This window comes from Oceanibacterium hippocampi, assembly GCF_900172325.1.
GTDB classification, from domain to species: Bacteria; Pseudomonadota; Alphaproteobacteria; order Sneathiellales; family Sneathiellaceae; genus Oceanibacterium; species Oceanibacterium hippocampi.
In genome coordinates, this window is sequence record NZ_FWFR01000001.1 from 580,367 (window position 1) to 593,897 (window position 13,531).

10 protein-coding genes are annotated in these 13,531 nt (G+C 66.0%); 1 reads left to right on the plus strand and 9 read right to left on the minus strand.

Going from position 1 to position 13,531, the window contains the following annotated elements:
• Positions 1-47 precede the first annotated feature (47 nt).
• The gene (ugpB, locus tag OCH7691_RS02715) at positions 48-1,367 is read right to left on the minus strand and encodes a sn-glycerol-3-phosphate ABC transporter substrate-binding protein UgpB (protein ID WP_085881878.1); all 1,320 of its coding nucleotides are present in this window, start codon (positions 1,365-1,367) and stop codon (positions 48-50) included.
• A gap of 345 nt (positions 1,368-1,712) precedes the next feature.
• On the opposite strand from ugpB, the gene OCH7691_RS02720 reads away from it, so the two are divergent.
• Entirely contained in the window at positions 1,713-2,438 is a 726-nt protein-coding gene (locus OCH7691_RS02720) for a M48 family metallopeptidase (RefSeq protein ID WP_085881879.1), read from the plus strand.
• 28 nt (positions 2,439-2,466) lie between these two features.
• On the opposite strand, the gene OCH7691_RS02725 is transcribed toward OCH7691_RS02720, so the two are convergent.
• The 8 genes from OCH7691_RS02725 to OCH7691_RS02760 all read right to left on the minus strand — a co-directional run bounded on the left by OCH7691_RS02725 (position 2,467) and on the right by OCH7691_RS02760 (position 13,392).
• Positions 2,467-4,527, minus strand: coding sequence for a transglycosylase domain-containing protein (locus OCH7691_RS02725; protein ID WP_085881880.1), 2,061 nt, complete (start codon positions 4,525-4,527; stop codon positions 2,467-2,469).
• Positions 4,528-4,673: 146 nt separating this feature from the next.
• Positions 4,674-7,106, minus strand: coding sequence for a DNA topoisomerase (ATP-hydrolyzing) subunit B (gyrB, locus tag OCH7691_RS02730; protein WP_085881881.1), 2,433 nt, complete (start codon positions 7,104-7,106; stop codon positions 4,674-4,676).
• A 17-nt stretch (positions 7,107-7,123) separates the two neighbouring features.
• The gene (recF, locus tag OCH7691_RS02735; RefSeq protein WP_217807755.1) at positions 7,124-8,383 is read right to left on the minus strand and encodes a DNA replication/repair protein RecF; all 1,260 of its coding nucleotides are present in this window, start codon (positions 8,381-8,383) and stop codon (positions 7,124-7,126) included.
• A complete protein-coding gene (dnaN, locus tag OCH7691_RS02740; RefSeq protein WP_085881883.1) occupies positions 8,380-9,498 on the minus strand; it encodes a DNA polymerase III subunit beta in 1,119 nt (372 codons plus the stop codon). Before dnaN ends, recF begins: the two co-directional genes overlap by 4 nt.
• Positions 9,499-9,832: 334 nt before the next feature.
• On the minus strand, positions 9,833-11,257 hold the full coding sequence (gene dnaA, locus OCH7691_RS02745; RefSeq protein ID WP_139839494.1) for a chromosomal replication initiator protein DnaA: 1,425 nt from the start codon (positions 11,255-11,257) through the stop codon (positions 9,833-9,835).
• 4 nt (positions 11,258-11,261) lie between these two features.
• Positions 11,262-11,708: a rhodanese-like domain-containing protein gene (locus OCH7691_RS02750; protein WP_085881885.1), complete on the minus strand. Its 447-nt coding sequence runs from the start codon at positions 11,706-11,708 to the stop codon at positions 11,262-11,264.
• A gap of 548 nt (positions 11,709-12,256) precedes the next feature.
• Positions 12,257-12,523 (minus strand): 30S ribosomal protein S20, encoded by a 267-nt coding sequence (gene rpsT, locus OCH7691_RS02755; RefSeq protein ID WP_085881886.1) that lies wholly within the window; start codon positions 12,521-12,523, stop codon positions 12,257-12,259.
• 92 nt (positions 12,524-12,615) lie between these two features.
• Positions 12,616-13,392, minus strand: coding sequence for an enoyl-CoA hydratase (locus OCH7691_RS02760; protein ID WP_085881887.1), 777 nt, complete (start codon positions 13,390-13,392; stop codon positions 12,616-12,618).
• Positions 13,393-13,531: the final 139 nt, after the last annotated feature.

The window sequence follows — 13,531 nt, forward strand, 5'->3', positions numbered from 1 at the left end:
GAAGCCGGGCCGCCCCTTCCGGAGCGGCCCGTGCGACGACGTCATGGTCAGTTCATGCGCTCGAACTTGCGGAGCAGTTCGTTGCCGCGGGCAACAGCGCTGTCCAGCGCCGTCTTGGCGTCCTTGTCGCCGGCCCAGACGCCTTCCAGCTCTTCGTTGATGATGTCCCGGATCTGCACGAAGTTGCCGAGACGGAGGCCCTTCGAGTTGGCCGTCGGCGCCTTGTTGGTCATCTGCAGGATGGCCGTCTCGGTGCCGGGGTTCTCCTCGTAGTAGCCGGACTTCTTGGTCATCTCATAGGCCGCCTTGGTGATCGGCAGGTAGCCCGTGAAGGTGTGCCAGTCCATCTGCACTTCCGGCTGCGAGAGATAGCTCAGGAACGCCGCGACGCCCTTGTACTCTTCCGCCGGATGGCCTTCCAGGACCCACAACGTGGCGCCGCCGATGATCGAATTCTGCGGTGCGCCCGCGACTTCCGGCCAATAGGGCAGCCGGCCGACGCCGAACTCGAAGCCCTGCACGCCGCGCTTCACGCCGGCATAGGCGGCCGAGGAGTTCATGTACATCGCGCATTCGCCGTTCAGGAACTTCGGCGCGGAATCGGAGCGGCGTCCGCCGTAATCGAAGATCTTGCTCTTCTGCCAGTCGGCAAGCTGCTGGATATGCTTGACGTGGGTCGGGCTGTTGAAGGTGAACTCGGTATCGGTGCCGTCGAAGCCGTTCGACTGGGTGGCGAAGGGAATGTTGTGCCACGCCGAGAAGTTCTCGAGCTGCACCCAGGACTGCCAGCCGCTGGTGAAGCCGCAGGGATATCCGGCCGCCTGCAGCTTCTTCGCCGCCTCGCCGAGCTCCGGCCAGGTTTTCGGCGGGCTCTCCGGGTCAAGGCCGGCCTTCTTGAAGGCGTCCTTGTTGTAATACATCACCGGCGTCGAGGAATTGAACGGCATCGACAGCATTTTGCCGTCCGAGGTGGTGTAGTAGCCGACGACCGACGGCAGATAGGCGTCCGTGTCGAAGTCGCCGCCAGCCTCGGCCATGACCTCGTAGACCGGCTTGACGGCGCCCTTGGCGGCCATCATCGAGGCGGTTCCGACCTCGAAGACCTGCACGATGTGCGGCTGTTCCTTGGCGCGGAACGCGGCGATCGCGGCGGTCATCGTCTCGGTGTAGTTGCCCTTGTAGACCGGCACGACCTTGTAGTCGGCCTGCGAGGCATTGAAGCCGTCGGCGATCTCGACGACCTTCTCGCCGAGCGCGCCGCCCATGGCGTGCCACCATTCGATCTCGGTCGCGGCCTGGGCCTGGGCCACCTGGCCCATGGCGAAGGCGGCTACCGCGCCTGCCAGGATCTTGCGATAAGCTGTCATGTGAGAAACCTCCCGGGTAGTGGTTGAGTCCTGCTCTCGTCGTTGCTTGGTATGGGGCAGGATCAAGACGGTTCGTTTGCGCCTCTATGACATATTTATTGCAGCTAGAACCGGCAAATTGAAGCGCGGAATCGCCGGACTGTGTAGGAATGCGAACAAGAGTGAACCGGAACCGGACGGAATCTGTCGCTTGTCCTTCGTTCGGCGGGTGCGCGGCAGGCGTTCCGGCTCTCTCGATCGGGCGCCGGAATACGCCTGAACTTTCTGCCGGAACCCTTATTGTCCTGTACAACAGCGTCCCGGCCCGGGAATGTCTGTCCGGGCATTCCGTGAACGAAGACAAAAGTGACTGAGCGGAAACAGGTCATTCTCCTCGACAGCGACGACGGTGCGGTCGAGATCCGTATCCGCCGCTCGACCCGGGCCCGGCGGATGCGCCTGTTGCTGCGCCCCGGTGAGCCAATGGTGACGCTGGTGCTGCCGTCCGGTACGGACGAACGACGCGGCCGGGCCTTCGCCGAACGCGAACGGTCCTGGATCATGGCCCGCCTGGCCGAACGGGATCTTCCAGTCGCCTTCGCCGACGGCGCCGAGATACCCTATCTGGGGCGCCCGCACGCAATCCGGCACCTGGGCGAACGGCGCGGCGTGGTCAGGCTGGAAGAGGACCGGATCGTCGTCCCCGGCGACCCCGCCCACCTGCCGCGGCGGGTGGGTGACTGGCTGCGCGGCCAGGCCCGTGCCGCGGTGTCTCCGCTGGCGCTCGACTTCGCCGCCAGGCTGGATCGCCGTGTCACCGGGATCTCGATCCGCGATCAGCGAAGCCGCTGGGCGAGCTGCAGTTCGAGCGGGCGGCTGAATTTCTCCTGGCGGCTGATCCTGACGCCGCCCGAAATCCTCCGTTACGTGGTCGCTCACGAAGTTTCGCATCTGGTCGAGATGAACCATTCGCCACGCTTCTGGGCTGTGGTCGGACGCCTCGATCCCGGTTACCGGAAGGCACGCGACTGGCTGCGGCGAAACGGACCGGCGCTCCATCGCTTCGGCGGACATCCGGACGGCGCGGACTGAACTTCCCGCGCCGGGTCATCGCCGGCGTCTAACGTCGATTGTCGGCCGGGAAGTCGCTCGGGGCGGGGCGATTCGCCGGCGCGGTGCGGCTGCCGCTCCCCGCGCTGCCGCTGCCGGCCGCGTTGCCGCCGCCCGAGATTGCCGAATCGATCGCCGACCGGATCGTTTGCCAGATCGATTCCCGCCAGTCGCCGTCGCCGCCACCGTCGGCGAGCAGCGGGCCCGCATCGAAGTCGTGAACGGGTTTGCCCTCGAGCGCGGCCCTGACGAAGCGACCCCAGGTCCGCGCCGGGGCGCCGCCGCCGGTGACATTCTTCATCGGTGACGCATCGTCGTTGCCGAACCAGACTCCGGCGACCAGCTCCGGCGTGAAACCGATGAACCAGGCGTCGCGGAAATCCTGGCTGGTCCCGGTCTTGCCGGCGGCCGGCCGACCCGGATCGGCGCCCCGGCCGGTGCCGCTGACGATCACCGACCGCAGCATGTCGCGAAGCTGGTCGTCGATTCGCCGGTCGACCACCCGGCCGAGCCCCGAGCCACGCCGCCGGTACAGCACGCGGCCGCTTTCCGCGCCACGGATCTCGACGATACCGAACGGCAGCACGGCGCGCCCGTCCGCCGCGACCGTCCCATAAGCGGCGGTCAGTTCGAGGAGCGATACCTCCGAGGTGCCGAGCGCGATCGAGGGATGGTTGCGCAATTCGCTCCGGATCCCGAGCCGTTCCGCCGCATCGATCACGTTCTTGCGGCCGGCGCGCTCGGAAAGCTGGACGGCGACGGTATTGACCGACTGCGAGAAGCTCTCCTTCAGCGTCATCTCGCCCTTGTAATCGCCGCGATAGTTCTTCGGTTTCCAGCCGTCGATGCTGATCGGACCGTCGACGACCCGGTCGCTCGGCCGCATGCCGTTCTCGAGCGCCGCCGTATAGACGAAAAGTTTGAAGGCGGAGCCGGGCTGCCGGCGGGCCGAGACCGCCCGGTTGTAGGAGGATGCGGCATAGTCGCGGCCCCCGACCATGGCACGGACGGCGCCGTCCGGGGTCATTGCCAGCAGCGCGCCCTGGCCGATCGCCTGCTTCTTGCCGCTTTCGCCGAGCGTCGCGGCGACCGCCGCTTCCGCCGCCCGCTGCATGGCCGGATCGAGCGTCGTGACGATCACCAGGTCGTCGTCGGTGGTGCTGATGTAATCGGCAAGCTCGTCGACGATCCAGTCGGCGAAATAGCGCGTGTTCCGGGTAACGTCGCGGGGCGCTGACAGCTTGATCCGGCGGGCATCGCCGCGTTTCGCGTCGGCGTCGCTGATGAAGCCCGCGTCGACCATGTTGGCGAGCACCTGTTCCGCGCGGGCCCGGGCGAGGGCGAGATCGCTGGTCGGCGCATAACGCGACGGCGCCTTGACGAGCCCGGCCAGCATCGCCGCCTCGCCGAGCGTCAGCTCCCCCACATCCTTGTCGAAATAACGCGCCGCGGCGGCGCCGACGCCATAGGCTCCTGCGCCGAAATAGACCCGGTTGAGATAGAGGGCCAGGATTTCGTCCTTGGTGTATTTCACCTCGAGCCAGAGCGCCAGGACCACCTCCTGGATCTTCCTGCGAACCGTCCGCTCGGGCGACAGGTAGAGATTCTTGGCAAGCTGCTGGGTGATCGTGGAACCGCCCTGTACCACGCGTCCGGCGCGATAATTGGCCAGGGCGGCCCGGAGCAGACCGATCGGATCGACACCGAAATGACTGTAGAAGCGCCGATCCTCGGTCGCCAGGAGGGCGATCGGCAGATAGGGCGGCATGTCGGAAAGCGGTACCGAGCCGGTGAAATAGCGGCCGAAATGCGCGACGGTCGAGCCGTCCTCGGCGAGCAGCGTGAGCGCCGGGCCGGCCTTCGGGCTTTCCAGCGCCTCGACGTCCGGCAGGTCGTAGGCATAGAAGGCGAGGATCGCGAATCCGGCAACCGCGAGCCAGATCAGCGCGATCGCGGCGAACCGGGCAAGCCAGAACAATCGCCGCCAGACCGACGTCCGGGGCGTTTTCTTGCGGTCGGTCCTGCCGGCCTTGGCCTTGCGCGTCGGTGCGGCTTTCGGTTTCTTCGCCATGTCTTTCGGTCGTCGGTTTCGGAGCCGCCGGTCGATCCTGTCAGACGGGCGCAGGTCCCGGACCCGGGATAGTCCTCGCAAACTGTGCGGCGGTCATGGCCAAAATGTGGCCGCGACCGCCGCTGTTCTCTCAGACAGCCCCGTGGTCAAACATCCAGGAACTGCACGTTCAGCGCGTTCTTCTGGATGAACTCCCGCCGCGGCTCGACGACATCGCCCATCAGGGTGGAGAAGATCTCCTCCGCCTCGTCGGCATGGTCGACGCGAACCTGGAGCAGGGTGCGCAGGTTCGGATCGAGCGTGGTTTCCCAGAGCTGTTCGGCGTTCATCTCGCCAAGACCCTTGTAGCGCTGCATGGTCAGGCCCTTCTTGCCCGACGCGAAGACATGCTCGAGAAGTTCGGATGGCGACGAGACCCGTTCCTCGCGGTCCTTGAAGATCAGCGTCGCCGCTTCGCGATAGGTCTGCTCGAGCGACTGGTGCAGGGAGCGCAGCCGCCGCGCCTCGGCCGAGGAGAAGATCTTTGCATCGATGACGACCGTCTCGGTGACGCCGCGAACATCCCGGCTGAACTTGAGCCCGCCGTCCGAGGCAAGCTCGCCACGCCAGCCGCGCTCGAACTCGTCGGCGATGGCGTCAAGCCGCCGGGCGACGGTTTCCGCAGCGGCCAGGGCTCTTTCCGGGTCGCCCAGCAGATCCGGATCGACCACGCCGGCGATCGCCATCTGCTCGAGAGCCGAGGCTTCCTGCGGGCGCGCGATGCTCTGGATGAGATCGCGGCAGGAGAGCGCCTGGTCGAGCAGGCGGCGAAGATCCTGCCCGCCCTGCTGCTCGCCGTCGGCCAGCCGAAGCACGACGTCGGCATGGCCCTGGTCGATCAGGTAATCCTCGAGCGAACGTTCGTCCTTCAGGTAGACCGAGGTCTTGCCGCGCATCACCTTGTAGAGCGGCGGCTGGGCAATATAGAGATAGCCCGCGTCGACCAGTTCGCGCATCTGCCGATAGAAGAACGTCAGCAGCAGGGTCCGGATATGCGAGCCGTCGACGTCGGCGTCGGTCATGATGATGATCTTGTGGTAGCGCGACTTGGCGAGGTCGAAATCTTCCCGCCCGATACCGGTCCCGAGCGCCGTGATCATGGTCCCGATCTCGGCCGACGACAGCATCTTGTCGAAGCGCGCGCGCTCGACGTTGAGGATCTTGCCGCGCAGGGGCAACACCGCCTGGTGGGCCCGGTCGCGGGCCTGCTTGGCGGAGCCGCCGGCGCTGTCGCCCTCGACGAGGAACAGCTCGCATTCCGACGGATCGCGCGACTGGCAGTCGGCGAGCTTGCCCGGCAGGCTCGAGATGTCGAGGGCGCCCTTGCGCCGGGTCAGTTCGCGGGCCTTGCGCGCCGCCTCGCGCGCGGCGGCCGCCTCGTAGACCTTGCCGATGACCAGCCGGGCCTCGTTCGGATGCTCCTCGAACCACTGGTTGAGCTGGTCGTAGACCAGGCTCTCGACCACCGGGCGGACCTCGGAGGAAACCAGCTTGTCCTTGGTCTGGGAGGAGAATTTCGGATCCGGCGCCTTCACCGAGAGGATGCAGCTCAGGCCTTCCCGGGCATCGTCGCCGGTAATCGTCGTCTTGTCCTTCTTGGCGATGCCGCTCGACGAGGCATAGCCGTTCACCGCCCGGGTCAGCGCGGCGCGCAACCCGGCCAGATGGGTACCGCCGTCTCGCTGCGGGATGTTGTTGGTGAAGCAGAGAACGTTCTCGTGATAGCTCTCGTTCCACTGCAACGCGACCTCGACCTGGACATTGTCGCGCTCGCCGGAGAGCGTGATCGGCTCCTTGATCAGCGGCTGCTTGCTGCGGTCGATGTAGCGGACGAAAGCGCCGATGCCGCCCTCGTAGTAGAGGTCGATCGATTTGGGTTCCGCCTCCCGCTTGTCGGCCAGGCAGATCCGGACACCGGAATTCAGGAAGGCGAGCTCACGCAGGCGATGCTCGAGCGTGCCGTAATCGAACTCGGTATTTTTGAAGGTCTCGGTCGACGGCAGGAAGGTGATCTCGGTTCCCGACATGTTCGGCGCGTCGGCGACGACAGCGAGCGGCGCTTCCGCGACCCCGTGGACAAAGCGCATCCAGTGCTCCTTGCCGCGGCGCCAGATGCGCAGGTCCAGCCGTTCCGAGAGGGCGTTCACCACGGAGACGCCGACCCCGTGAAGGCCGCCGGAAACCTTGTAGGAATTCTGGTCGAACTTTCCGCCGGCATGGAGCTGGGTCATGATGACCTCGGCCGCCGAAATGCCTTCCTCCTCGTGGATGGCGACAGGGATGCCGCGACCGTTGTCGCGAACGGTCACCGATCCGTCCGGGTTCAGCGAGACGTCGATGCGGTCGCAGAATCCGGCCAGCGACTCGTCGATGGCATTGTCCGTCACCTCGTAGACCATGTGGTGCAGACCCGAGCCGTCCTCCGTGTCGCCGATATACATTCCCGGCCGCTTGCGCACGGCGTCGAGCCCGCGCAGCACCTTGATGCTATCGGCGCCATATTCGGCGGCGCCCGCTTCGTTTCGCATGGAATCGGCCATTACTTCCTACCTTCCACTCACTCGTCAGTGACGACACGCGTGACGCTGCCGTCCTCTACCTTGAAAAATTGCGCGGCGCCGTCGAAACCCTCGAACAGCGACCGGTCGGTCCCGGTCAGCCATGCCTGGGCGCCGAGCGCGATGATTTCGTCGAGCAGCGCGGCGCGTCGGCCGGCGTCGAGATGGGCCGTGACCTCGTCGAACAGCAGCAGCGGCACGGCGCGCCGCCGTTCGACCAGAAGCCGGGCGTCGGCGAGCACGATGCTGACGAGCAGCGCCTTCTGCTCGCCGGTCGAGCAATGTTCGGCCGGCATGTCCTTGACGACATGGCGGACCAGGAGGTCGCTGCGATGTGGCCCGGCGGCGGCGCCGCCGCTCTCACCATCGCGTGACCGGGCATCGGCGAGCGCGGCCCTGAGACGATCCTCGGCGGCGAGCGCCGGACCTTCATCGAGCCAGCCCTCGACATCGCCGGCAAGGGCCAGGCCGGCGCGCGGAAACGGGCCGCTCGCCTGGGCCATGACGCCGGCAAGCTCGCGCAGCAATTCCCGCCGGGCCGCGGCGATCGCCACCGCGAGCTCCGCCATGCCGGCTTCCAGCGCGTCGAGCCAGGTACGGTCGCCCCGCGACTCGCGGAGCAGGCGGCTCCGTTCGCGCATGGTGCGCTCGTAGGCGTTGACCCGGCGGGCGTGGTCCGGATCGATGCCGTAGACCAGCCGGTCCAGGAACCGGCGCCGGCCGGACGGCCCGTCCAGGAACAGGCGATCCATCTGTGGCGTCAGCCAGGTCGCCGCGAGCACGCCGCCGAGCGCAGCCGGACCGGATGCGGTCTCGCCGTCGATGCGGACAATCCGGCGCTCGCTGGCGGCGCCTTCGCCCTCGGCCGGGCGGAGACCCGATCCGATGCGATGCTGGCCGTCGAAGCCGGAGACGTCGGCGGCGATCGCCCAGCCACCGTCGCCGCCCTGCCGGGCCAGGTCGACCAGCCGCGCGCCCCGCAATCCGCGGCCGGGGACGAGCAGCGAAAGCGCCTCCAGCAGGTTCGTCTTGCCGGCCCCGTTCGGCCCCGTCAGCACCACCGGGCGCGGCTCGACCTCGAGGGTCAGCGCACGGTAGGAGCGGAAATCGGTCAGCCTGAGCCGTTCGGCCGCCAGCCTGCGGGCAGGCCGAACGGTGTCGGGCGCATGCAATGCGGCCGCTTCGTCATCCTCCCGCCCGGCCGGCATCAGGGCCGGCCCGCGAGCCTGGACGCTGGACGTCAGGGTACTTCTCCTCAAACGCGCATCGGCATCAGGACGTAGAGCGCGCTTTCCTCGGTGCCATCCCGTACCAGCGTCGGGGACGACGCGTCGGCAAAAATGAACTGGGCGTTCTCGCCCTCGATCTGGGCCGCGATATCGAGCAGGTAGCGGGAATTGAAACCCACTTCCAGCGGATCGGAGCTGTAGTGGACGCTGATCTCCTCGGTCGCCGTGCCAGCATCCGGGCTGGTCGCCGACAGCGTCAGTTTCTCGCCCTGGACCGCCAGCTTCACCGCGCGCGAGCGCTCCGTCGAGATCGTCGAGACCCGGTCGACCGCCTTGGCGAAGACCTTGCCGTCGACCTCCATGACCTTGTCGTTGCCCGACGGGATGACGCGCTCGTATTCCGGGAACGTGCCGTCGATCAGCTTCGAGGTCAGAACGGCGTTATCGAACGTGAAGCGGATCTTGCCGTCCGACAGCTCGACGCGGACATGGTCCTCGCTGCCATCGATCAGCTTGCGGATCTCGGCCACCGTCTTGCGCGGGACGATGATGCCGGGCATCCCGGCGGCGCCTTCCGGCAGCGGTGTCTCGACCCGGGCCAGCCGGTGACCGTCGGTCGCGACCGCGCGCAGCATCGGCACGCCGGCCGATTCCGCGGCATGCAGGTAGATGCCGTTCAGATAATACCGGGTTTCCTCGGTCGAGATCGCGAAGCGCGTCTTGTCGATCAGCCGGCAGAGCTCGGCCACCGAAAGCTTGAAGGAATAGGGCAGGTCGCCGCTCGTCATCAGCGGGAAGTCATCCTGCGGCAGGCAGGCGAGCGTGAATTCGGACCGTCCGGCCCGCAGGGTGAGCCGGCCGCTTTCGCTGGAATAGGCAAGCTCGATCTGCGCACCCTCCGGGAGCTTGCGGACGATGTCGTAGATCATGTGTGCCGGCACGGTGGTCCCGCCGGCGGTGACGATCGACGCCTCGACCCGTTCATTGATCGCCAGGTCGAGATCCGTCGCCGTCAGGGCGAGCGTGCCCGCATCGGCCTCGAGCAGGATGTTCGACAGGATCGGGATGGTATTGCGCCGCTCGACGGCACTCTGGACATGTCCCAGCGCATTGAGCAGCGCGGCGCGTTCGATCGTCAGTTTCATAATCGCTACGGAGTCCCGGCCTTTGTTGCGAAGGGCCGCCCCCGGACTGGTGTCTTGCCGTCCGGCCAGGCGCCGCCTTGCCGAAAGATCCTGACACCGATCCGCGTTCGCGGCCCGACTGTGTTGCAGTCTCCCCCGAGGGATCGGAATTCGACGGAAGTACGCCCCCTGGCGGCCCGTCGATCCAGGCGCAAAAGCACGCCGCTTCCCACAGCCGCCACTATAACAGAATCGATCAGATTGGACGACTTTTTAGCGACAAACAAAGCCTTGCCGCGGCGCGTCGGGCAGCGCGGCTTCGGGCATCTTGTGCGGACGGCGCGCAGGACGCCGTTCAATTCTCCAGCATGCGCCGGAGAAGCTCGAGATCTTCGGCGATTGTCGCGTCGAGACCGCGCAATTCCTCGATCTTTCGCAGCGCATGCATGACCGTCGTGTGGTCGCGGCCACCGAACTGACGGCCGATCTCGGGCAGGCTTCGCGAGGTGAGTTGCTTGGCCAGATACATCGCCACCTGCCGTGGCCGGGCGACGGCCCGGGCCCGGCGCGCCGACTGCATTTCGGCAAGGCGGATATTGTAATGCTCGGCGACCCGCTTCTGGATCTCCTCGATGGTGACCCGCCGGTCGTTGGCGCGCAGCAGGTCGCGCAACACTTCCTGGGTGCTCTCGAGGGTAATCGGCCGCTTGGTCAGGTCGGAATAGGCGACCACGCGGTTGAGCGCGCCCTCAAGCTCCCGGACGTTCGACACGATCTTGCGGGCGAGAAACTCCAGAACCTTCGGCGGCACTGCTTCGGCGCGCATCTGCTCCTGCTTCGATTGCAGGATCCCCAGCCGAAGCTCGTAGTCGGTCGGATGGATGTCGGCGACCAGTCCCCAGCCGAGGCGGGACCGCATTCGCTCCTCGATACCCTCCAGATCGGTCGGCGAGCGGTCGCCGGAAATGATGATCTGGCGGTTCTGGTCGACGAGCGCGTTAAACGTGTGGAAGAATTCCTCCTGGGTGGAGTCCTTGCCGGCGATGAACTGGACATCGTCGATCATCAGCACGTCGACCGAGCGGAACTGCTCCTTGAAGGTCATCGTGTCCTTGTATCGGAGTGCCCGGATGAACCGGTACATGAACTTCTCGGCGGACAGGTAGAAGACCCGCTTTTCCGGCGCGCTCTCGCGAAGCTGCAGGCCGATCGCATGCATCAGATGGGTCTTGCCGAGACCCACGCCGCCATAGAGATAGAGCGGGTTGAAGGGCACGGTCTTGGCCTCCGCGACCCGACGTGCGGCCGCGTGGGCAAGCTCGTTCGACTTGCCGACGACAAAATTATCGAAGCTGAGCCGGGCGTCGAACGGCGCGCCGATCTCGTCCGGATCGTCGCCGGACCGGGCTTGCGCCGCCGGGGCCTGCTGGGCGGTTTTTGCCGCCGCCGGCGTCGCGTTCACCCGTGCGGTCTTGCCGGCAGCCTTGTCCGGCGCCGCACCCTGCCGTTCGCGGACGCCCAGGGTGACCTCCTGCACGGCGCTGTTTTCGTCACGCCAGAAGCCGAGGATCCGTTCGGCGTAGTGGCTGGAGACCCAGTCGCGCATGAAACGGGTCGGCGCCACGATCACGGCCCGCCGGTCGGCCAGCCCGTTGAAGGCAAGCGGCCGGACCCAGGAATTGTAGGTGGCCTCGCCCAGGTCCTTCTTGAGCCGGGCCTGTACGGCTGACCACTGACGCGCCGCCTCGGGATCCGGGGCGCAGACGTTACGACGGTTCATCGCGCTACCCCTGCGTCCAGGGAAGGCCTGCGACTTTCCAGCCGTTGACCGTGCCGCGGTGGCCGCGGGCATCGCGATCGCCCTCGAACCCCTCGGCGATATTGTAGCAGCGCCGGTAGCCGGCGGCGGTCATCTCGATCGCCGCGTCGCGCGAGCGGGCGCCCGAACGACAGAGAAAGAGGATCGGCGCGTCGCGCTCGGCGACCAGCTTGGAGACCTCATCCACGAAACGTCCGTTGGGGCTCATGCTGGGAAACAGCTTCCAGGAAATATGCGTCGCCCTGTTCGGCAGGCCGGACAGGTCCGCGATGCCGACGAAGGACCACTCGGCGTCCGTCCGAACATCGACCAGCGTCGCCCGATCGTCCCCCTTCAGCATCTCCCAGGCATCCCGCGGCGATACGTCCCCTGCATATGCCACGGCATCCGCGCCGTCATGTCCCCGCGCCATTTCCTACGAGCCCTTTTGTTTCTTCATGAAGTTAGAGAGCAAGACTGCCTAAACAACTCGATACGCGTACAAAATGACACCCATATGTCTTGAACTGATCTGCATCCACACACAAACAAATCAGGCGATTTCTCGCGCAGTTCATCGACCGAGTACTTTCCAGTAACCGTCGAATACATCCGGATTTTAGTCTGAGGACTGTCTCTGGCGTGCCCCGCCGCCTCGTGGCACAGGTTAGTCAGAGTGTCATGGCCTTGCAATAGGCTGCGCGGGACTCGCCGCGATTTCTACCCTGCGGTGGTTATCAGGCCACGCTATTACACCCGACGTAGGGCGTATGTCGTATCTCGCGGATGGCCCGATACCAGATTTCGAATGAATCAATTTGTTACAGATTCATGCAACTGAACATCCGGATCCGGGTCTCCGTCCGGCGAGAGAATCACCTCGCAGGGCGCCAGTGCCGGGCCGGATCGCATGCCGTCCGCCGACACGAAAAAGCCGCGCCCGGAAGGCGCGGCGTCATCGAATCCGGCGTCGAACCGAAGTCAGGCCGAGAGGCTCTTGACCCGCGCGGCGAGCCGCGAGGTCTTCCGCGACGCGGTATTCTTGCGAAGGATGCCCTTGCTCACGCCACGGGCCAATTCGGCCTGCGCGACACGCAGTGCCTGCGAAGCGGCATCCTTGTCGCCGGTCGTGATCGCCTCTTCGACCTTCTTGACGTAGGTCCGGATACGGCTGCGACGGGCACCGTTGACTTCGGTGCGTCGTGCCGTCTGGCGAATGCGCTTGAGCGCTGATTTGTGGTGCGCCATCGTTGGTCACGCTCCAAGGGAAATCGGAAGGCGGCGTTATAGCGACGCCGCGTCAAGCCGTCAACCGGTGTTCGCCGGTCGAGAGCGGTGAATTAGCGATTCTTGAACTGCGGCTTCCGCTTTTCGGCGAAGGCCGCCATTCCTTCCTTCTGGTCTTCGGTCGAGAAGGTCGAGTGGAAGATCCGCCGCTCGAACAGGATGCCCTCCCGAAGCGTCGTCTCGAAGGCCTTGTTGACCGATTCCTTGGCCATCATCACCGACGGCCGCGACAGGCTGCAGATCCGCTCGGCCACCTTGATCGCCTCGTCGATCAGGCTGTCGGCGGGGACGATGCGGCTGACGAGGCCGGCGCGCTCCGCCTCCTCGGCATCCATCATGCGGGCGGTCAGGCACATCTCCATCGCCTTGGCCTTGCCGATCGCGCGGGTCAGTCGCTGGGTGCCGCCGGCGCCCGGCAGGGTGCCCAGATTGATCTCCGGCTGGCCGAAACGAGCGTTGTCCGCGGCGAGGATGAAGTCGCACATCATCGCGACTTCGCAGCCGCCGCCGAGCGCGTACCCCGCGACCGCGGCGATGACCGGCTTGCGGCAGGTCGTGATCCGCTCCCAGTTGGCGGTGATGAAGTCTTCCTTGTAGACGTCCATGTAGGACTTCGACTGCATCTCCTTGATGTCCGCGCCCGCGGCGAAAGCCTTCTCGGAGCCGGTCAGGACGATAGCGCCGATGGCGTCATCCGCCTCGAACACGTCGATGGCCTCGGCCAGCTCGGTCATCAGCGCCTTGTTGAGGGCGTTGAGCGCCTCCGGGCGGTTGAGGGTGATCAGGCCGACCGGCCCCTTGGTGCTGACAAGGATATTCTCGTAAGCCATGGAACGGTTCCGTTTCCTTCTGCCGACGCCACCGATACGGGGCGGCATCATGTCATGCGTGGCCGACTGTTTACGCCTACCGGGCCGGCGAGATCAACTGCCGTGACCGCCCGGCACGGCGTATCGATACTGGCGCCGT

What these genes read in the sequence shown, in the direction of transcription:
- ugpB (WP_085881878.1), bottom strand. Translation starts at nt 1,367, where the DNA reads ATGACAGCTTATCGCAAGATCCTGGCAGGCGCGGTAGCCGCCTTCGCC.
- OCH7691_RS02725 (WP_085881880.1), bottom strand. Translation starts at nt 4,527, where the DNA reads ATGGCGAAGAAACCGAAAGCCGCACCGACGCGCAAGGCCAAGGCCGGC.
- gyrB (WP_085881881.1), bottom strand. Translation starts at nt 7,106, where the DNA reads ATGGCCGATTCCATGCGAAACGAAGCGGGCGCCGCCGAATATGGCGCC.
- dnaN (WP_085881883.1), bottom strand. Translation starts at nt 9,498, where the DNA reads ATGAAACTGACGATCGAACGCGCCGCGCTGCTCAATGCGCTGGGACAT.
- dnaA (WP_139839494.1), bottom strand. Translation starts at nt 11,257, where the DNA reads ATGAACCGTCGTAACGTCTGCGCCCCGGATCCCGAGGCGGCGCGTCAG.
- OCH7691_RS02750 (WP_085881885.1), bottom strand. Translation starts at nt 11,708, where the DNA reads ATGGCGCGGGGACATGACGGCGCGGATGCCGTGGCATATGCAGGGGAC.
- rpsT (WP_085881886.1), bottom strand. Translation starts at nt 12,523, where the DNA reads ATGGCGCACCACAAATCAGCGCTCAAGCGCATTCGCCAGACGGCACGA.
- OCH7691_RS02760 (WP_085881887.1), bottom strand. Translation starts at nt 13,392, where the DNA reads ATGGCTTACGAGAATATCCTTGTCAGCACCAAGGGGCCGGTCGGCCTG.